This is a genomic window from Saccharothrix tamanrassetensis (genome assembly GCF_014203665.1).
GTDB classification, from domain to species: domain Bacteria; phylum Actinomycetota; class Actinomycetes; order Mycobacteriales; family Pseudonocardiaceae; genus Actinosynnema; species Actinosynnema tamanrassetense.
This window is the reverse complement of sequence record NZ_JACHJN010000008.1, coordinates 372,434-392,082: the sequence shown is the minus strand read 5'-3', so window position 1 is coordinate 392,082 and position 19,649 is coordinate 372,434. Positions and strand designations below refer to the sequence as shown.

At 72.4% G+C, this 19,649-nt stretch carries 19 protein-coding genes; 9 read left to right on the top strand and 10 right to left on the bottom strand.

The features are described 5' to 3' along the window. Window positions 1–270: 270 nt before the first annotated feature. From FHS29_RS25950 to FHS29_RS25915, 8 genes are all read right to left on the bottom strand, one after another. The gene (locus FHS29_RS25950; RefSeq protein ID WP_184694869.1) at window positions 271–663 is read right to left on the bottom strand and encodes a hypothetical protein; all 393 of its coding nucleotides are present in this window, start codon (window positions 661–663) and stop codon (window positions 271–273) included. Window positions 664–779: 116 nt separating this feature from the next. Next, entirely contained in the window at window positions 780–1,511 is a 732-nt protein-coding gene (locus FHS29_RS25945; protein WP_184694804.1) for an alpha/beta fold hydrolase, read from the bottom strand. A 41-nt stretch (window positions 1,512–1,552) separates the two neighbouring features. Continuing rightward, window positions 1,553–2,143, bottom strand: a complete 591-nt coding sequence (locus FHS29_RS25940) for a TetR/AcrR family transcriptional regulator (RefSeq protein ID WP_184694802.1) — start codon at window positions 2,141–2,143, stop codon at window positions 1,553–1,555. Window positions 2,144–2,168: 25 nt separating this feature from the next. Beyond that, the gene (locus FHS29_RS25935; RefSeq protein ID WP_184694800.1) at window positions 2,169–3,008 is read right to left on the bottom strand and encodes an ABC transporter ATP-binding protein; all 840 of its coding nucleotides are present in this window, start codon (window positions 3,006–3,008) and stop codon (window positions 2,169–2,171) included. Further along, entirely contained in the window at window positions 3,005–4,870 is a 1,866-nt protein-coding gene (locus FHS29_RS25930) for a dipeptide/oligopeptide/nickel ABC transporter permease/ATP-binding protein (RefSeq protein WP_184694798.1), read from the bottom strand. The genes FHS29_RS25935 and FHS29_RS25930 overlap by 4 nt, the downstream gene beginning before the upstream one ends. Then, on the bottom strand, window positions 4,867–5,808 hold the full coding sequence (locus FHS29_RS25925) for an ABC transporter permease (RefSeq protein ID WP_184694796.1): 942 nt from the start codon (window positions 5,806–5,808) through the stop codon (window positions 4,867–4,869). The genes FHS29_RS25930 and FHS29_RS25925 overlap by 4 nt, the downstream gene beginning before the upstream one ends. A gap of 61 nt (window positions 5,809–5,869) precedes the next feature. Next, a complete protein-coding gene (locus tag FHS29_RS25920; RefSeq protein ID WP_184694794.1) occupies window positions 5,870–7,408 on the bottom strand; it encodes an ABC transporter substrate-binding protein in 1,539 nt (512 codons plus the stop codon). Between the two features lie 231 nt (window positions 7,409–7,639). After that, window positions 7,640–8,617: a methyltransferase family protein gene (locus FHS29_RS25915; protein WP_184694792.1), complete on the bottom strand. Its 978-nt coding sequence runs from the start codon at window positions 8,615–8,617 to the stop codon at window positions 7,640–7,642. A 302-nt stretch (window positions 8,618–8,919) separates the two neighbouring features. Between FHS29_RS25915 and FHS29_RS25910 the strand changes: the two genes are divergently transcribed. From FHS29_RS25910 to FHS29_RS25885, 6 genes are all read left to right on the top strand, one after another. Beyond that, on the top strand, window positions 8,920–9,642 hold the full coding sequence (locus FHS29_RS25910) for an SDR family NAD(P)-dependent oxidoreductase (protein WP_184694790.1): 723 nt from the start codon (window positions 8,920–8,922) through the stop codon (window positions 9,640–9,642). A 220-nt stretch (window positions 9,643–9,862) separates the two neighbouring features. After that, window positions 9,863–10,972 carry a zinc-binding dehydrogenase gene (locus tag FHS29_RS25905; RefSeq protein ID WP_184694788.1) on the top strand — a complete coding sequence of 370 codons (1,110 nt, stop codon included), beginning with the start codon at window positions 9,863–9,865 and terminating at the stop codon, window positions 10,970–10,972. A gap of 15 nt (window positions 10,973–10,987) precedes the next feature. Next, window positions 10,988–11,944: an aldo/keto reductase gene (locus FHS29_RS25900; RefSeq protein WP_184694786.1), complete on the top strand. Its 957-nt coding sequence runs from the start codon at window positions 10,988–10,990 to the stop codon at window positions 11,942–11,944. Window positions 11,945–11,973: 29 nt separating this feature from the next. Continuing rightward, on the top strand, window positions 11,974–12,951 hold the full coding sequence (locus FHS29_RS25895) for an alpha/beta hydrolase (protein ID WP_184694784.1): 978 nt from the start codon (window positions 11,974–11,976) through the stop codon (window positions 12,949–12,951). Further along, window positions 12,948–13,931: an alpha/beta hydrolase gene (locus FHS29_RS25890; RefSeq protein WP_184694781.1), complete on the top strand. Its 984-nt coding sequence runs from the start codon at window positions 12,948–12,950 to the stop codon at window positions 13,929–13,931. The genes FHS29_RS25895 and FHS29_RS25890 overlap by 4 nt, the downstream gene beginning before the upstream one ends. Beyond that, a complete protein-coding gene (locus tag FHS29_RS25885; RefSeq protein WP_184694779.1) occupies window positions 13,928–15,142 on the top strand; it encodes a multidrug effflux MFS transporter in 1,215 nt (404 codons plus the stop codon). Before FHS29_RS25890 ends, FHS29_RS25885 begins: the two co-directional genes overlap by 4 nt. Before the next feature lie 48 nt (window positions 15,143–15,190). On the opposite strand, the gene FHS29_RS25880 is transcribed toward FHS29_RS25885, so the two are convergent. Further along, window positions 15,191–16,615 (bottom strand): aminotransferase-like domain-containing protein, encoded by a 1,425-nt coding sequence (locus tag FHS29_RS25880; protein WP_184694777.1) that lies wholly within the window; start codon window positions 16,613–16,615, stop codon window positions 15,191–15,193. Window positions 16,616–16,646: 31 nt separating this feature from the next. On the opposite strand from FHS29_RS25880, the gene FHS29_RS25875 reads away from it, so the two are divergent. Beyond that, window positions 16,647–17,591 (top strand): DMT family transporter, encoded by a 945-nt coding sequence (locus FHS29_RS25875; RefSeq protein WP_312865097.1) that lies wholly within the window; start codon window positions 16,647–16,649, stop codon window positions 17,589–17,591. 53 nt (window positions 17,592–17,644) lie between these two features. After that, entirely contained in the window at window positions 17,645–17,833 is a 189-nt protein-coding gene (locus FHS29_RS25870) for a DUF3072 domain-containing protein (RefSeq protein WP_184694773.1), read from the top strand. 133 nt (window positions 17,834–17,966) lie between these two features. Here the strand turns inward: FHS29_RS25870 and FHS29_RS25865 are convergent, their stop codons facing one another. Beyond that, complete coding sequence (locus tag FHS29_RS25865; RefSeq protein ID WP_184694772.1) at window positions 17,967–19,130, bottom strand: hypothetical protein; 1,164 nt, start codon at window positions 19,128–19,130, stop codon at window positions 17,967–17,969. Window positions 19,131–19,325: 195 nt separating this feature from the next. On the opposite strand from FHS29_RS25865, the gene FHS29_RS25860 reads away from it, so the two are divergent. Next, window positions 19,326–19,649, top strand: a complete 324-nt coding sequence (locus FHS29_RS25860; protein ID WP_184694770.1) for a hypothetical protein — start codon at window positions 19,326–19,328, stop codon at window positions 19,647–19,649.

Genomic DNA, 19,649 nt, shown 5'->3' with positions numbered 1-19,649 from the left:
TCCTCGCGCGGAGCCGCCGCGCGCTGCCTTGCCGCGCGCCGCCCCCCCCCGCGCCCCCCCCCCCCGCGCCGCCCCCCCCGCCGCGCGCGCCACGGGCCGGGTCCCCCGACCGGGCCACTTCCGCGTGACGTCACCCGTTCCCGATCGGCGCCCGCCGGCGGTCAGGAATACCGTGGTGTCGCGTTCGTCGTGGTCGTCGAAGCCGTCACCGACGGGCACCGCCCGCACGGCCGGCTCCGACCCGGACCACGCCTCGCGGGTGGACCGGGGTCAGAAGTGGTCGGTCGCCGTCAACTCGTGCTCGAAGGAGTCCGCGCTCGCGACGAGCATGGTGAGCGGGCGTTCGAACTCCTCCTGGACGCTCAGGTCCTCCAGCGGCACGGCGTGCTTGAGCAGTGCGACGCCGTCCACCACCGCCGCGCCACCGACGAGTGACGAGCCGGCGAGCTCGAGCAGTCGTCCCGGGTCGATCGCGTCGACCCGGCCGACCGCCGAGGAGATCTCCAGCCACGCCCGGCCGTCCACGTCGGGCACGTGGTGCACCGCGACCTGCTGGGTGCGGCTGCCCTCCGTGTCGAGCCGGAAGCGCAGCCAGCTGTCGGTCTCCTCCAGCACCTCGTACCGTCGGCGAACGTAGTTGATCACATCGGTCCAGCTGGTCACCGTCATTGCCTCCCGCGTCCGGCCTTTCCCCACCGTAGTACCTGCGGGGGCGTCGGAACCCGCGCTACGCCCGGCGGCGTCGGACGTGGGGGGAGCCGAGGACGGGGCCGGCGGCGTCAGACGCCGAGGAACCCGAAGACGGCGGCACGCAGGTCGTCCCCCGCCAGCGCGCCGAGGTGGTCGCCGGGCACGTGCTGGAGCCGTGCGCCGGGAACCCGCGCGACGACCTGCTCGATGCCCCCGGCCATCGGGTCCTCCTGTCCGGCGACGAACAACGTCGGCACCTCGGGAGCGCGCGCGGCCGGGTCGAACGGCTCCCGCGCCAGCCCTTCGACGAGCCGCAGCAGCGATTCGGCGTCCTGCCCCTCGCCGGAGACCATGCCCGTGATGAAGCCGGTGAGCGGGTCCGCCGGCTGCGGTCCACCGCGGAGCGCGGCGCGGGCCGCGGCGAGGTCGACCGCGGCGAACGGTTCCACCGGGCTGAGCCCGCCGAGCACCAGCCGGCGCACCGCGACCGCGCGGGTGGCGGCGAGGTCCCAGGCGAGGCGGGCGCCGAGCGAGTAGCCGACCACGTCGACCTCGGCGGAGCCGATGCCCTCGGCCAGCCGCCGCAGCAGGTGCCCGGTGGTCACCTCGTCCGCCGAGTCCACGGCCGGGCCGCCCGCGTGCCCGGGCAGGTGCACCACGACCGTCTCCCGGCCCGCCGCGGCCAGCGGGCCGGCCCAGCGCTCGGCGGGCCAGTCGCCGGTGCCGCTGGCGGCGAACCCGTGGATGAGCACGACGGGCGGGCCGGTGACCTCGGAGGTGGGCTGGGTTCGGGTGACCGGCAGCGCGGCGACACTGATCATTCTACAAGTGTAGACCAAAAAACCGGGGCCGGTCCAGGAGTTCAGCCGGCGATCCGCTTCACGAGCCCCTCGATGTAGGCGCGGTAGCGGTCGACCAGCTCGCCGACCGGGTACATCAGGCTGGCCACGTTGGCGCCGATGGTGACGGAGATGATCTCGTCCGCGAGCACCCCGACGGCCGGCGCGTCGGGTGGCTCGCCGTTGTCCCAGGCGGCGGCGATCCGACCGGTCAGCTCCGCCCGCCAGGCCGTCAGCAGGTCGCGGTACTGCCGGGCGAGGTCGGGGTTGGCGACCGAGTGCTCCCACAGCACCAGCAGCACGCGGGCGGACGTGATCCGGTGCGCGTCCAGCGGCATGGCCGCCGCGACGAACCCGCGCAGCGCCTCCATCGGGCTCGACCGGGCGTCCAGTTCGGACATCTGCTGCGCGGTCTCCTGGAGGACGCTCTCGAACGTCGCCGCGATGATGCCGTCCTTGCTGGCGAAGTAGTGCTTGAGCGCGCCGTTGGCGAACCCGGCCGCGGCGACGATGCTGCGCATCGTGGCCGCCTCGAAGCCGCCCTCGGCGATCAGCTTCTTGGCGACCTCGACGATCTCCCGGCGCCGCTGATCGTGGTCGATGACCTTCGGCATGGCTACGTCCCGCGTGCGGCGGTCGTCACGCCGAGTCGCGAAGGCCGAGCCAGGTGGCTCGGCGTTCGGCCTGGCGTACCGGGTCGGCGACCGGCGCGGCGAGCAGCAGCCGCCGGGTGTACGGGTGCGTCGGCTCGTGCGCGACCGTGCGGGTGGGCCCGGACTCGACGATCTCGCCCTGGTACATGACCGAGACCCGGTGGCAGATGCGGCGCACGACGCCGAGGTCGTGCGAGACGAACAGGTACGCCACCCCGGTTTCCCGCTGCAGGTCGATGAACAGGTCCAGGATCGTCGCCTGGGTGGTGAGGTCGAGCGCGCTGACCGGCTCGTCGCAGACGATCAGCCGGGGCCGGCGGACGAGCGCCCGCGCGATGGCGATCCGCTGCCGCTGCCCGCCGGAGAACTCGCTCGGGTACCGGTGCACGGCGTCGGTGGGCAGCCGCACGCGGTCGAGCATCTCGGCGACCACCGCCCCCGCCTGCGCCCGCTTCGTCCCGGCCACCAGGAGCGGCTCGGCGAGGACCTCGCCCACGGTCATCGTGGGGTCGAGCGAGCCGTACGGGTCCTGGAAGACGACCTGGATGTCGTTGGCCAGCCGGCGGCGCGCGGCGCCACGCGCGTGCGTGATGTCCTCGCCGTCGAACGAGATCCGCCCGGACGTGACCGCGGCGAGGCCCAGCACGGCCTTGCCGAGCGTGGACTTGCCCGAGCCGCTCTCCCCGACCAGTCCGACGCACTCACCCCGGCCGACCGTGATCGAAACGCCTTTCAGCGCGCGCAACCGCAGCTTGCGGTGCAGCCGGTAGTCGACCACCAAGTCCTCCACCGCGAGCAGCGGCGCGGTGTCCTCGGGCGCGTTCATCGTGCGTCGTCCTCTCCGCCCACGTGCGCGGCGCTCCGGTCCAGGTCCGCGTCCAGGCGCGGATCCCGGTCCCATGCCTCGTCCAGTTCGTGCCGTCCCTCGGTGTCGTCCAGGGACGCGCTGATCAGCTCGGCCGTGTACGGGTCCTCGGGGTGCCGGAAGATCCGCTCCACCGGGCCCGTCTCGACGATCCGGCCGTCCTTCATCACCACGACCCGGTCGCAGATGTCCGCGACGACGCCGAAGTTGTGCGTGACGATCACCAGCGCCATGCCGTACTCCTGCTGCAGCTCCCGGAGCAGTTCGAGCACCTCCGCCTGCACCGTGACGTCGAGCGCGGTCGTCGGCTCGTCGGCGACCAGCAACGACGGCCGCCCGGCGACGGCACCGGCGATCAGCACGCGCTGGGCCATGCCGCCGGAGATCTGGTGCGGGTAGGACGCCAGCACGCGGTCGGGGTCGGTGATGCCCACGCGGACCAGGACCTCCCGCGCACGGGCGCGGGCCGCGGTCTTCGACAGGCCGTGCACGTGTCGCAGCGGCTCGACCAGTTGGCGCTCGACCGTGTAGCACGGGTCGAGGTTGCTCATCGGCTCCTGCGGCACGTAGCCGATCGACCGGCCGAGCAGCGTCGCGCGTTCGGCGGAGGGCAGGCGGCCGACCTCCCGGCCGTCGACCCAGATGCCGTCCGCGACCGCGGTGCCGCCCGACGGCAGCAGGTCGAGCACGGTGAAGATGGTCTGCGTCTTGCCGGAACCGGACTCCCCCACGATGCCGAGCACCTCGCCGGGGGCGGCGTCCAGGGACACCCCGCGGACGACCTCCTTGACCCCGGTCGGGGTCGCGTAGCCGACGCGCAGGTTCTCGATCCGCAGGGCGCAGTCCGCGGCCTGGTGCTCGTGCGTGCCGCTGGAGACCCGGTCGGGCAGGTCACCGGGCGCGGGGGCGGGGCCGGCGAGCGCCTGCCGCACCCGTAGCCGGGCCCGCCGGGCGGGCTGCTCCGTGCGGACGCTGATCAGGTCGGCCAGGGTCGACCCGATGAACGCCAGCGCGGCGATCGTGACGCCCAGCGCGATCGAGGGCCACAGCAGGATCAGCGGGTAGGTCAGCATGTTCTTGAAGCCGTCGTTCATCATCTGGCCCCAGCTCGGCGTGGACGCCGAGCCGATGCCCAGGAACTGGAGGCCTGCCTGCATGCCGATGGCGATACCGGCGGTCAGGGCCGTCTGCACGACGATCGGCGCGTACACCGCGCGCAGCATGTGCGTGCGCAGGATGCGCGGGTTGGTCACCCCGGCGACCCGGGCGGCGTCGATGTACGGCTCCCGGCGGACGGCCAGCGCCCGCGCCCGGGTGATCCGGTAGTAGCCGGGGGCGAGGAAGATGCCCAGCGCGACCATCAGGACCGCGAAGTCCTGGCCGGTGCCCGCGGCGACCACCAGCAGCACGATCATGCCCGGGACCGACTGGAGGGCATCGCTGATCCACGAGCACACGCGGTCCGTGACGCCACCGAAGTAGCCCGCGGCCACGCCCGCCGGCACACCCAGCAGGAGACCCGCGACGCACGTGATGACCGCGCCGAACAACGTGGTCCGGGCGCCGTAGAGCAGCCGGCTGAGGATGTCGCGCCCGGCCGAGTCACCGCCCAGCGGGTGCCCGTCGCCGGGGGTGGCGTGGGTCAGCTTGAAGTCGACCAGGTTGGGGTCGAACGGCGAGAGCCACGGTGCGAGGACCGCCGCGGCGACCACGACCATCAGCACGCCGAGGGCGACCACACCGAGCGGGCGGCGCAGGTAGCGCCGCCACAGCGAGATCCGCTTGACGGGTGCCAGGGTGGCGGGGAACGGAGCTGCGGTCATCGCTCGCGCACCTTCGGGTTGACCCACCCGAGCACGAGGTCGAGCAGGAAGTTGACGATGACGACGAACACCACGGTGACGGCGGTCAGGCCGAGCAGCACCGGGATGTCCCCGATCTGCGAGGCCGACTGGGTCAGGCTGCCGATGCCGGGCAGGTTGAACACGATCTCGACCACGATGGCGCCGCCGAGCAGCCCGACGAACAGCAGCGCGAGCACGGTCAGCGCGGCGGGCGAGGCGTTGCGCAGCACGTGCATGGTGACCCGCCGGCCGGAGAGCCCGCGGGCCCGCAGCGTGCGCACGAAGTCCTGGTTGGCGACCTGGAGGAAGCCGTTGCGCAGCTGCTCCCCGACCATGACGATCGCGCCGAGCGCCAGGGACACCGAGGGCAGCGTGATCGACCGGAGCCAGCCGCCGACGGACTGGTCCGGCGAGACGTACCCGATGGCCGGGAACCACCTCAGCTCGATGGCGAACCACATCACCAGCACCAGGCTGACCCAGAAGCCGGGGAGCGCGAACAGCACCACGGACGCGAGCTTGAGGCCGCGGTCGAGCATGCCGCCGGGCCGCAGGCCGCACGCGATGCCCACGGCCACGCCGATGACGGCGGAGAGCACGGTCGCGACGACCACGACCGACAGCGTGACCGGGACGCGCAGCGCCATCTGGTCGTTGACCGGCTGGAAGTTGCGCCACGAGGTGCCGAAGTCGCCCGTGGCGGCGTTGGAGAACCAGTTCCAGAACTGGACGAGCAGCGGCTGGTCGTAGCCGATCTTGGTGCGCAGGGCGGCCTGCTGGGCAGGCGTGGCGCTGTTGCCGAGCAACCCGGGGGTCGGATCCCCGACGGCCAGGTACGCGAGGAAGAACGTCCCACTCGTGACGACCACGAGCAGCAGGATCCCCGACAGCAGGCGTTTCGCGATGAAGGACAGCATTTCTCGGCTCCTCACCGGCGGGTCCGTCCGGTGTGGACGGACCCGCCGGAGCACGGGCGCGTCAGCCGCGCTGGATGAACCGCAGCGTCGGGAACATCATGCCGGTGATCGGCGTCACCGTGATCCCCTTGACGCTGAAGTAGTTGTTGTCTGCCTGGTACCAGACGCTCCACCAGGCCAGGTCGACCAGCTTCGTGTTGAGCTGCTTGAGCAGCTCCGTCTGCTGCGGGCCGGGCTCGGCCTTCTCGACCTGCTCGACCAGCGCCTTGACCTCCGGGAAGGCGTCGACCGACGGGTTCGGGTTGTACCACTGGGCGGTGGTGACCTGGTCGGACAGCGTGGCCATGTCGTTGCCGCTCATGGCGATCACCGCGAGGAACATCGGGTACGTCGGCGCGTTCTTCTGGTAGTCCGGCATGGCCATGTCCTGCCACTCCACCTTGATGCCCAGCTCGCCGAAGGTCTGGTTGGCGGCGGGCTGCCACGCCGCGAAGATCGGCGACATCGGCATCTTCACGGCGAAGCCGTCCGGGTAGCCGGCGTCCGCGAGCAGCTGCTTGGCCTTGGCCATGTCCGTCTTGTACTTGTCGTTCATCGACTTGTCGTAGACGCCGCTGTTGTCCGAGGGGAACAGCTGGTTGGTGACCGTGCCGGAGCCGTTGCCGACCGCCTTGAGGATGCCGGCCGCGTCGAAGGCGTAGCTGATCGCCTGCCGGACGCGCTGGTCACCGAGGGCCTTGACCTGGCTGCCGGTCCGGTCGGCGAACTGCACGCCGACCCAGGACGACGGCTTGGACGCGATGTTCCAGCCGTTCTCCTTGGCCTTCGGCAGGTTCGCCGCGTTGGCGAACTGGACGTTGAGCTGGCCGGACAGCATCGCGTTGAAGCTGGCCGTCTGGTCGGTGATCGGGAACAGCTTCACCGTCGGGAACGGGTAGGTGCCGCTGTCCCAGTGGCTCTGCTTCTTGGTGAAGACGTACTGCGACTGCGGCGCCGAGTTGGCCTTGTCGTAGGTGTACGGACCCGAGCCGACCGGGCCGTTGGCCAGCGCGCCCGCCTGGATGGCCGCGGGGGAGGCCATCCAGCTGCGGCCCAGGCCCATGAAGTAGAGCAGCGAGTCGTCCCGTTTGGACAGTTTGATCTCGACGGTGTCCGCGTCCTTGGCCTCGACGCCGGCGACGTTGAGGTAGGCCTGTCCGGAGCGGACACCGGCCTTCAGGTGCTGGAGGTTCGCGACGGCCGCGGCGGAGTCGAACTTCTGCCCGTCGTCGAACGTGACGTCCGTGCGCAGTTCCGCGGTCAGGGTCAGCCGGTCGGCGGACCACTCCCAGGACTTGGCCAGTGCGGGCACCGGCTTGCCGTCCTTGTCCAGCGCCACGAGCGGGTCGTAGACGGCCGACAGGTACGGGCCGTCGAAGCCGATGTCGGCGGCGGCCGGATCCCAGGAGGTCACGTCCAGGAACACCCCGGCCTTGAGCTCGCCCGTGTCCGCGGTGCCGGTGCTGCCGCCACCGCCGCCGCCTGAACTGGTGCATGCGGCGAGCGCGGCGGCCACTGCGGCCGCTGTCGCGACCAGTGCCGCTGTGCGTGTCCTCGTCATCGAGTCCTTCTCTCGGGTGATGGACTGCCGGCGGGGTCACGCGCCGCTACAGCGGCCTGGTCCTCGCCTGGAACTGGTGGATCAAGGGGTGAGACCTGGCTCACCACGATGCGGGATAGTCTACGTTCGTCGGCAAAAAAATCAACGGTTGACCGACTGGTATTCGACCCGGAAGTAACCGAACAGCAACAATTCGGAGTCCGCGGAATCGTATATGAAAAGCGTTCTAGATCAGATCGCGTCGGCGACCAGCACGCGCGGGCTGCCCGGCAGCGCGAGGACCTCGCGGGCCCGCCAGCCGGTGCCGTCCAGCCAGGACCGCACCTCTGCCTCGGGGTAGACCACCGTGCCGTCGATGACGAAGTACTCCCCCGCGTGCAGCGCGTCGATCCCGCGCTGGCGCTCGTCGTCGTCCAGGAAGAAGTCGAGCAGCAGGAGGGTCGCCCCGTCCTTGGCCGCCGCCCGGGCGTTCGCCAGGATGGTCCGGTTCTGCTCGGCGGTGAACCGGTGGATCACGTGGTTGACCATGACGATGTCGTGGTCACCGCCCGGTGCGGCCGTCTCGGTGTCGGCGGGTTCGACGGTCGCCCGGTCGGTGAGGCCCGCGGCGGCGAGCGCGTCGGTGATCCCCTGCGTCGCCATGGGCGCGAACACGAACCGGACCGCGAGGTCGGGGTTGGCCCGCAGCGCGCCGATGGCGAACTCCGGCGACAGCCCGCCCAGGTCCAGCATCGACCGGTACGGCGTGAAGTCGAAGCCGCGCGCCAGCATCGCGGCGTGCAGCGCGTTGTACCGCATCACGCCGGCCATGAACGTGGCCCACCGGGCGTCGTCCATTTGCAGGTCGCCCGGCTTGGTCGTGTCCACCGTGTTGTCGAATTGCAACCAATGGCCGTAGCTGATCTCGTTGAGGAAGGTCAGGAACGGCGCGAGGTCGGTCGCACCGCCGCCACCGAGGTACTCCGCCGCGTCCGGCGCCAGCGAGTACCGGCCGTCCTGCCGGTCGAGCAGGCCCTGGGCGTTCATCGCGTCGGCCAGGATGCGGGCCAGCTGCTCGCTCACGCCGGTGGTCCCGGCGAGTTCGGCCGCCGTGCGGGCACCGTCGGCGAGGGCGCGGAAGAGCCCGATCCGGGAGGCGGCGAACAACTGCTTGGCGCCCATGTAGCCGATCGCGATGTCGACGATGCGGTCGGGGGCTGGTCCGGTCATGACGGCTCCTCGGAGGAATGCGGGTCACCTCGGCGGTGCCCGGACGAGAGAGTGATAGTCTACGCACGTCGACTAAAAGCGCCAGTCCCCCGGCCGGGTTCCACCGATGTCGATTTCCTGTCGGGCCACCGCTCGCGGCCCATCTCCGCGGCCCCGCCGCGGCCACCCGGACGACCACCGGGGCGCACCACCGCACCGAAGCGTCCGACCGCCGGTTCCTCTTGTGGTCCAAGGGGATTATTTTCTACGCTTGTATACAGTAAACCCGACCGGGAACCCTGGCCCGTTGAGAGGAACCGACGATGACGTCTGCCCGCACCGTGTTGGTCACCGGAGGAGCCGGCGGCATCGGCCGCGCGGTCGCCACCGCGTTCCACACCCTCGGTGACAACGTTGTCCTCGCGGACGTCGACGGCGCCGAGGACGCGGCCGCCGCGCTGGGCGTGCGCGGGGTGGCCGTGGACATCACCGACGAGGAGTCGATCACCCGGGCGCTCGACGAGACCGGGCCGGTGGACGTGCTGGTCAACAACGCGGGCCTGCTGAGCGTCCACGGCCGCCTGCTGGAACTGCCCGCCGCGGACATGCTCCGCATCCTGCACACGAACGTCCACGGCACTTTCCTGATGACGCAACAGGTCGCGCGCCGGATGGTCGAGCGCGGAGCGGGCGGGGTGGTGGTCAACCTGTCGTCGATCGGCGGCCGGCAGCCGACTCCCGGCATGGGCGGCTACGAGAGCAGCAAGGCCGCGGTCGACGCGCTGACCCGGTGGGCGGCCATCGAGCTGGCCGAGCACGGCATCCGCGTGAACGCGGTGGCCCCCGGCCCGGTGCTCACCCCGATGCTGGCCGCCGGGATGCCGGAGGGCTCGCCCGCACGCGAGGCGTGGGTGGGCCGGATCCCGCTGCGGAAGCTGGCCGCGGTCGAGGACGTGGCGGCGGCGGTGGTCTTCCTGGCCGGCGACACCGCGGCCCACATCACCGGCACGAGCCTCCCGGTCGACGGCGGCCAGCTGCTCGGCTGACGAGCGGGGTCGGACCACCCGGTCCGGCCCACCGCCCCACCTCCGGCGGCACCGGCCCACCCCGTGGGCCGACCGTCCACTGAGGACAGCGCACCGGCGTCCACAGTGGCCCTTTCCCGTGCTCGACGGACACGAGCAACGGGGTCTCGACATTTTAGTCGACAGCCGTAGACTATCCCCGGGCGGCCGGATCGCGCCTCCCGCCACCGGAAGGAGCCCGATGACCGTCCCGACCTCCACCCGAGCGGCGGTGCTGACCGAGCACGGCGAACCGCTGCACCTCACCGAACTCCCGCTGCCCGCCGAGGTGGAACCCGGCGCGGCCCTGGTCCGCGTCTCCTGCGCCACGCTCTGCGGCACCGACGTGGAGATCTGGTCCGGCAAGATGAGCTTCCCCGGCATGCTGCCGATGGTGCTGGGCCACGAGATGGTCGGCGAGGTCGTCGCCGTCGGTCCGGGCACCCGGGACGCGCTCGGCCGCGACATCGCGGTCGGCGCGCGGATCGGCTGGTCGGAGTCGACCTGCGGCGAGTGCTACGGCTGCACCGTGCTGCGCGAGCCCGTCGCGTGCTCCCGGCGCGGCTACGGCTTCCTGCAGCGGTCCGACGTCCACCCCTTCGCGACCGCCGGCCTGTGCGAGTACGCCTACGTCGTGCCCCGCGCGGCGAAGCTGCTGCTGCCCGACGACCTCCCGGACACCTGGGCGGCCATGGCGGGCTGCGCGGCCAAGACCGTGCTCCGCGCGTTCGCCGGCGCGGGCGGGGTGACGCCGGGCTCGCGGGTCGTGGTCCAGGGTTCCGGCGCGCTCGGCCTGTTCGCCACCGCCGTCGCCCACATCTCCGGAGCCGGCAAGGTGATCACCGTCGGCGCCCCGGCGTCCCGGCTGACCTTGGCCGCCGAGTTCGGCGCCGACGCGACGGTCGACGTCTCGGCGGGCTCGGACGGCATCGTCGAACGGGTCCGCGAACTCACCGGCGGGCACGGCGGTGACCTGGTGATGGACTTCGCCGGCGCCCCTTCGGTCGGCCGGGAGGCCGTCGCGATGGCCGCGCAGCGCGGCCGGGTGGTGATCGTCGGCAGCACGGGCCCGGACTCCGCGCCGCTGCCGCTCGGCACCGTGATGGGCAAGGAGCTCACCGTCGTCGGCTCGCTCAACGGCGACATCGCCGACTACCACCGGGCGATCGAGTTCTTCGGCGCCTTCGCCGACCGGATGCCGTGGCAGGACCTGTTCGGCACACCGGTCGGGCTGTCGGCCGCGTCCGACCGGATCGAGGCGATGCACCGGCTCGACGAGGTCAAGGCCGTCATCGACCCCCGCCTTCCCTGACCAGTAGGAGACACCGTGTCCACCTTGCCCCGCCGCCGCATCGGCACGTCCGACCTGGACGTCTCGCTGCTGTCCCTCGGCTCCTGGCACACCTACGACCGGATGGACTTCGCCGACGCCGTCGCGATGGTCCGCGCGGCCGTGTCCGCCGGGGTCAACCTGTTCGACGTGGCCGTCTACGGCATGCCCGGCAAGCCGCCGGTCTTCACCGACGTGATCTGGGGCGCGATCATGCGCGCCGCCGGCATCCCGCGCGACGAGTACCTGGTGTCGGCGAAGCTGTGGCTCGAGGGCTTCGGCGACGAGGGGTTCCGCCCGCAGCTGGAGAACGCCTTCCTGCGCGGCGGGTTCGACGTCGCCGACCTGGTGGTCCTCGGCGACCTCCGGCGGGACGACATCGCGCTGGAGGACCTGGTCGACGACCTCGCCGGGCTGGCCCGCGACGGGCTGATCCGGGCGTGGGGCGTCAACAACTGGTCCGCGGGCAACATCCGCCGCCTCCGCGAGATCGCCGCCGAGCGCGGCGTCGACGGCCCGCAGATCGCCCAGCTGAAGTACAGCATCGGCCGCCGCTCCATCCCGGACGGCGAGCCGTTCGGCAGGCTGTTCGCCGAGGGGTTCACCATGCAGGCCTCCGACGTGCTCGAGGGCGGCATCCTCGCCGGGCGCACCGGCCAGACCCGCGAGATCGGCCGCGACCCCGGAGGCGTCCGGGAGGCGATCAAGCAGACCGCCCCCGGCGTCGTCGAGGTCGCGGAGAAGCTCGGCACGAGCGCGGCCCGGCTCGCCGTCGCCTTCACGCTGACCCACCCGGCCAACGTCACCACGCTGTTCGGCGCGAGCCGGCTCGAGCAGGTCGAGGACAACCTGGCCGCCGTCGACCTGGTCGAGCGGGTCGGCGCCGAGGAGCTGCGCGCGCTGGTCGAGCCGTTCTGGGTCGACCGGGACGCGGTCGACCCGGAGGGCCCGTGATCTCCCAACCCGTCAGCGAGGAGCCTGCCGTGGCGCATCCCCCCGTCCCGTTCGACCCCGAGATCGAGCCCGCGCTGGCGCAGATCGTGTCGCCGGACGCCCCGCCGTTCACGCCCGAGTCGATCCCGGCGATGCGGCAGGCCATGGCCGCGATGTTCCCGCCCGCCGCCGAAGTCGTCGGGGACGCGCCCGTGGACGTCGTCGAGCGGACGATCCCCGGACCCGACGGCGCACCGGACCTGGAGATCACGGTCCTGTCCCCGCGCGGCGCCCGGGGGCCCGTGCCCGCCCTGTACAACATCCACGGCGGCGGCATGATGATCGGCCACCGCAACATGGACGTCTCCCGGCTGCTCGCCCTGGTCCTGGAGCTGGGCGTGGTGGCGGTCAACGTCGAGTACCGGCTGGCCCCCGAGCACCCGCACCCCGCGCCGGTGGAGGACTGCTACGCCGGCCTGGTGTGGCTGGCCGGGCACGCCGACGAACTCGGCGTCGCCCCGGACCGGATCGTGGTCATGGGCGGCAGCGCCGGCGGCGGCCTGTCCGCCGGGGTGGCGCTGCTGGCCCGCGACCGGGGTGGCCCCGCGCTCGCCGGGCAGCTGCTGCTCTGCCCGATGATCGACGACACCAACACCACGGTCGCCAGCAGGCAGTACAGCGGCCTGGGCACCTGGACCCGGGAGTCGAACCTGGCGGGCTGGCGGTCGCTGCTCGGCGACGCCGTCGGGACCGACGCGGTGTCGCCGTACGCGGCACCCACCCGGGCCACCGACCTCTCCGGGCTGCCGCCCGCGTTCATCGAGGTGGGCAGCGCCGAGCCGTTCCGGGACGAGGACACCGAGTACGCGCTGCGGATCTGGGCCACCGGCGGCCAGGCCGAACTGCACGTGTGGAGCGGCGCCTTCCACGGGTTCGACATGTACGTGCCCGACTGGCACGTCAGCCGGACCGCGCTGGCGACGCGGAACTCGTGGCTGCGCCGGGTCCTGGGCCTGGGTGCGGAATGAGCACCGGACAGTACCGGCCCGTGCCGTACGACCCCGAGCTGGAACCGGGGCTCGCGGCGTTCCTGGACCTGGTGGAGCGGATCCCGCTGCGGGCGGACACCATCCTGGCCAACCGCGCCCACTTCGCGACCATCATCCCGCCGGTCGAGCAGATGGTGGGCGACCTGCCCGTCGAGGTGGAGGACCGCACGGTGCCCGGCCCGCCGGGCGCGCCGGACGTCGTGGTGACGGTCGTGCGCCCGCGCGGCGGGGTCACCGACGCGCCCGCGCTCTACAGCATCCACGGCGGCGGGATGGTGCTCGGCAACCGGTACTTCGGCCTCGCCGGGCTGGTGGAGGACGTGCTTCGGTTCGGCGCGGTCGGCGTGTCGGTCGAGTACCGGCTGGCCCCGGAGCACCCCGCGCCCGCGGCGGTCGAGGACTGCTACGCGGGCCTGGTGTGGCTCGCCGAGCACGCCGACGAACTCGGCGTCGACCGCGGTCGGATCGTGGTGACCGGCGCCAGCGCCGGCGGCGGCCTGTCCGCCGGCGTGGCGCTGCTGGCGCGGGACCGGGGCGGGCCGGAGATCGCCGGGCAGATGCTGATGTGCCCGATGCTCGACGACCGCAACGAGTCGGTGTCCACCCGGCAGTACGACGGGATCGGCGCCTGGGACCGCAACAACAACGACACCGCCTGGGACGCCATCCTGGGCCCGTTGCGGGGGACCGACGAGGTGTCGCCCTACCAGGTCCCGGCCCGGATGGCGGACCTGTCCGGGCTGCCTCCCGCGTACCTCGACGTCGGCGCGGCCGAGATCTTCCGGGACGAGACGACCGAGTACGCGCTGCGGATCTGGGCCACCGGCGGCCAGGCCGAACTGCACGTGTGGGCGGGCGGGTACCACGGTTTCGCGGGGTTCTCCCCCGACGCCGAGGTGTCCCGGGCCGCCGGCGAGGCCCGGTTGTCGTGGCTGCGGCGGATCCTGCGGGCCACGTGAGCCTGCGCCGGGTCGCCGTCGTCCTGGGGCTGCTGGAGACCTTCGGGCCGATCTCGATGGACCTCTACCTGCCCACCCTGCCGCGGCTCGCCGCCGACCTCGGCACCAGCGAGAGCCTGGCGCAGGCCACGATGTCGGCGTGCATGCTGGGGCTGGCGCTCGGTCAGCTGGTCGTGGGCCCGCTCAGCGACCGGTTCGGCCGGCGCCGCCCCCTGCTGGTCGGCGTGGGGCTGTTCGCGTTGCTGTCCCTGCTGTGCGCGGTGACGCCGTCCATCGAGCTGCTGCTGGCCGCCCGGTTCTTCCAGGGGCTGTGCGGGTCGGCCGGGATCGTCATCGCCCTGGCCGTGGCACGCGACCTGACCGACGGCGTCGAGCTGGTGAGGCTGCTGGCGATGCTGACCACGGTCGGTGCGCTCGCACCGATCGTGGCCCCGGTCGTCGGCGGGCAGCTGGCCCTGGTGATGGACTGGCGGGGCATCTTCGCCGTCCTGGCCGGGATCGGCGTGGCGCTGTTCGTGCTGGCCGCGACATCGCTGCCGGAGAGCCTGCCACCCGGATCCCGGCACGCCCGGGGCAGCGCGTACAACTTCGGCGCGGTGCTGCGGGACCGGCTGTTCCTGTGCTTCCTGCTCGTCGGCGCGTGCGGCGGTGCCGCCTTCTTCACCTACCTCGCGTCGATCAGCTTCGTGCTGCAGGACAGCTTCTCGCTGAGCCCGCAGCTGTTCAGCATCTGCTTCGCGGCCAACGCGGTCATGTCCGTGGTCGGCGCGCAGGTCAACCGGGTCGCGGTGCGCCGTGCGGGACCGGCGCGGATGTACGCCATCGGCACGACCACGACGGCGGTGGCGGCCATCGCGATGCTCGTCGCGGTGCTGCTCGACGCCGGCTTGGTCGCGATGCTCGTCCCGTTGGCGCTGGTGATGCTCGCGATCGGCTGCTCGCAGGCCAACGGGTCGGCACTCGCCCTCGCCGGCCACCGGGAACGCGCGGGAACGGCCGCAGCCCTGCTCGGCACGGCGTCGTTCGCCGTCGGCCCGTTGGTGGCGCCGCTGGTGTCGTTGAGCGGCACCAGCCCGCTGACCATGAGCCTCACCATGGCGGTGGCGTACGTCGGCGCGGCCGTGCTCGTGTGGCTGGCGGTGATCCCCCGGCTCCGCCGCCGTCCGGTGCACGCCGACCAGGCCGAAGTCGTGCCGCCCGGTCCGTTGTGACGTTCGAACGTCCGTCCTGACGAACGCCGTCGGCCCCGGGCGCTCCCGCTAGACGGTCCGCCGGTCCGCCGGGCGGGCCAGCGCGCGTCCGATGAGACGGGCGGCGTCGGCGAAGCGGTCGGGGTCGGGGCCGGAGTAGTTGAGGCGGATGAAGGGGCCGGAGGGCTCGGCGGGGAACCACTCGGTGCCGGGCGCGATCATCACACCGGCCGCTTCGCAGTCGCCGGCGAGCCGGTCGAGGTCGGTCGCGTCGGGCAGCCGGGCCCAGAGGTTCAGGCCGCCGGGCGGCACGTGCTCCAGGTGTGCCTGCGGGACGTGGTCGGCCAGGCTGTCGACGAGCAGGTCCCGCCGGGCCCGCAGCTGTTGGCGCAGGGTGCGCAGGTGGGTGCGCCAGCCGGGTTGGGTGACGACGTCGAGCGCGGCGGCCTGCAGCAGGCCGCTGACGTACATCGACTCCGCGCCCCGGTCGGCCAGGACGCGGTCGCGCGCGGGGCCGCGGGCGACGACGGCGGCGACCCGCACCGCCGGTGACACGCTCTTGGTCAGGGAGCGCAGGTAGACGACGTGGCCGGCGTCATCGAGCGCCGCCACCGGGCGCGCGGTGGTGTCGATCCCGAAGTCGTGGGCCCAGTCGTCTTCGACGAGGAAGGCGCCGTGGGCGCGGACGACGTCGAGGACCTGCTCGACCAGCCGAGGGGACCACTGCGCGCCGGTGGGGTTGGCGTAGTTCGGCTGCGCGTAGAACGCGCGTGCCCCGGTCTCCTCGAAGGCGCGCGCCAGTTCGTCCGGGTCCGGCCCGCCTGCTCCGCTGGGCACGGGGACGACCCGCACGCCGGCCTGCGCCGCGGCGAGGATGGCGCCCCAGTAGCTCGGCGACTCCACGAGCAGCGGCTGCCCGAACCCCACCAGGGAGCGGAACAGCGAGCTCAGGCCGCTCTGGCTGCCGGGCAGGACCACCACGTCGCGCGGTGCGGGCGGGGTGACACCCGCCGGGGTGGCCTCGGCGAGTTCGTTGGCGAACCACGCCCGCAGCTCCGGCAGCCCGGCGACGGCGGACCTGGTCAGCGCCGCGTCGCTGCGGGAGGCCCGGGCGAGCGCGGCGCGCACCAACCGCTCGGGGAGCAGTTCGCGGTCGGGGTAGCCGTCGTGCAGTCCGATCGCGTCGGGCGAGGTGGCGCGCAGCGGCATGGCCAGGGTGGGGATGCGGACCTGCGGGGAGCGCAACGCGCCGGTCTGCCAGCCGTAGTCGGGCGGGCGGACGGTCCGCACGGCGCGGACGAACGTTCCGACGCCGGGACGGGACTCGACGAGCCCGAGCGCGGCGAGCGCGTGCATCGCCTTCTGGACCGTGACCGGACCGGCTCCGTACTCCGCCATCAGCGCCCGGTTGGACGGCACCCGCGCGCCAGGCGGCGCCTGCGCGATCCACGCGCGCAGACCGGCCACGATACGGGCGGTGCTATCGTTGGACATGTCAGGAGACGATAGCGTTACTGGGCATTCGGTGGCGGTGCTATCGCCGTCGTGGGCGGGTCTGCGGTGGGGTCTGCTGGGGGTGGCGGCGTTCTCGTTCACCGTCCCCTTCACCCGCTTCGCCGTCGGGAGCCTGTCCCCGCTGTTCATCGGCGCGGGACGGGCGGTCGTCGCGGCGCTGCTCGCCGCCGCCGCGCTCGCCCTGACCAGGCAGCCCCTGCCGACCGGCCCGCAGTGGGGACGGCTGGCCGTGGTCGCCGGCGGGATCGTCGTCGGCTTCCCGCTCCTGACCTCCTACGCGCTCACGACCGCACCGGCCGGTCACAGCGCCGTGGTGATCGCGCTGCTCCCGGCGGCGACCGCGGTCATGGCGGTCGTCCGCGGCAAGGAGCGACCGCCCCCGTCGTTCTGGACGATGGCCGTGATCGGCGCTCTCGCCGCGGTGCTGTTCGCGTCCCTGCCGGGCGGCGGGTTCGGCGGGCTGCACTGGTCGGACCTGATGCTGTTCGGCGCGGTCGTCGCCGCGGCGGTCGGCTACGCGGAAGGAGGGCTGCTGGCCCGGGACCTCGGCTCCTGGCAGACGGTGTCCTGGGCGCTCGTGCTGGCCTCGCCCCTGATGGCGGTCCTGGCGGTCGTCTCGGCGGTGCGGCAGCCGCTGTCGGCGACACCGCCGCAGTGGGCGGCGTTCGCCTACCTGGCGGTGGTGAGCATGTTCCTCGGCTTCTTCGCCTGGTACCGCGGTCTGGCCGTCGGGCCGATGGCGCAGGTCAGCCAGGTGCAGCTGGTCCAGCCCGTGCTGAGCATCGCCTGGGCGGCGCTGCTGCTGGGCGAGGAGCTGACCTGGCCCACCGTCCTCGGCGGGGTGGCCGTCATCCTCTGCGCCGGCGTCGCCGTGCGCATCCGCCTCGATCGCAACACGTCGACCGCACCGCGGGGGTCACGGCGTTCGCGAGTCCCGACGCACGAAGGTGGTTGACCGCGCCCACTCGCGGGTATCTCGAACGTGCGTTCTAACGAAGGGAGACATCCGTGAACCGCACACCGGAGAAGGATCCGGAGGACTGGACGACCGGCGACGAGCCGATGACCGGGCCGCAGGAGTCCTACCTGCACACGCTGGCGCAGGAGGCGGGCGAGGAGGTGCCCGACAACCTGACCAAGGTGGAGGCCTCGCAGTTGATCGACCGCCTCCAGGAGCAAACCGGCCGGGGCCGCTGACCGCAAGCGACCTCGAACCCCGGCCGCCACTCCGGCCGCATCCTCGCCGCCCGCAAAGCCACCGTCACCTGACCACGGCTGCTTCCGGTCACCACCTGGTCACCACACACCCCGTACGTGGCCGAGGTGGTGGCTACACCAACCGGTCGTGGTGGGCTGCCGCTTCGGCGCGTACCGCGTCGAAGAACTCCTCGTCGGCTTCGTCGGCCTGCTCAGCGCCGTGCTCGTCCGCCTGCTCGTCGGCTTCCTCGCCGTCCCCGAAGTCATCGAGGTCCTCGCTGTCGAAGCCGGCGTGTTCCCGGTAGAGCAACCAGCAGCCGCGGATGCCGTCGAGCAGGTCCTCCAGGAGATCCCGGGCGGGCCGCATGGGGTCCAGCGGGGTGATCCGGGGCATCAGCTCGGCGAGCAGTTCCGCGTCCCCCGGTGCGAACCGCTCCGCCTTCGCGCGCGCCTGGGCGATCTCCTCTACCAGCCCGCCCGGATCGGCGAGCACGCCTTCGGCGGCCGTCATCGCCGCCGCCACCAGGTCCGTCACGACCTTCCTCGGCGACTCACCGGCCTGCAACCGCTCCAGCACGAGGGTCGGCGTCCGCACCGCGAGGGCCTCGATGTTGTCCGCCTCGATCACCACCATCTCCGGCCGGCACTCCGCCACCTCACCGGCGACCTCCGCCGCCGCCTGGAGCCAATGCGCGGCAGCGACCGCGGCAGCGGTCGGGTCGACCTCCTGCAGGAGCCCGGACGAACCCAACGGCCGCTCGCGCAGCAGGTCGTCCGCGGCAGCCACCTGCAGCGGTGACGCATCCGCGCGGGTCAGCTGCACAGCTTGTCGCGCACGGCCGGACAAGTCGCCCAACTCGGCCTGCTCGACCGCCGCCAGCTCCCGTCCCACCTCGTCGACCACACGATCGACCAACGCCGGGTCGTCGATGCGGTGGAGTGCGCGCCCGACGCGGTGCGCGGCCTCTTCCACCAGGACGTAAGACTCCTCCAGCAGCCCGCCCTCCGGGAGGTTGGGCTTGCTGATGGCCGGCAGCACGTCGGCGAACGCGTCGCGCTCTCCCTGACGCCGCCACCCCTCGCTGTTCGGCTCCATGCTGTCGGCCGCACTCGCCGGGTGCGTGTACGTCCGCCACGCCAGGCGCGACAACGTCGACAACGCCGCCACCAGCCGCATCACGTCGTCCTGGTCGACCGTCCGCCCCACCTCGGCGACCGTGCACGCCGATCGCCCGATCCCGGTCTCCCACACCGCGATCAGAGCACGGCCGGTCTCGTCGTAGGCGTAGAGCGTCATACCGCCATCCTGCCGGACGACGACGGATCCCGATGACCACAACGGTCACGCCACCGAGGAATTCCGGCCACCCGAAGGGATGGACAACGGTTCACGAGTGGATGGTCACCGGTGCGCGGGCGTGGGTTCCGGCAGGTGGGCGGGTAGACGCCTGCACGGCGCGGTCTTGCGCCTTCCACCAGAGAGGAGCGGTTGATGAAGAGGCAACGGATGACCAGTGCGGTCGTGGCTGTCGGCGCGGCCCTGGCGGTGATCGTCACGACCTCCGGGACGGCGTCCGCGGCCAAGGGCACCTTCGTCATCGGCGATACCGCGGTGTTGACCGACCCCCAGGACGAAACCTGCTACCCGATCGAAATCAAGAAGGGGAAAACCATTTACAACCGCACTGACCGATCCGCGAAGATGTACAAAGACCAGGATTGCACCACCTACGTCTTCGACATAGGCCGGAAGGGGAAGACCGGCCAATCTTCGATCGACGCGAAATGGAGCGTGAAGTTCAGGAAGTCCGGCTGA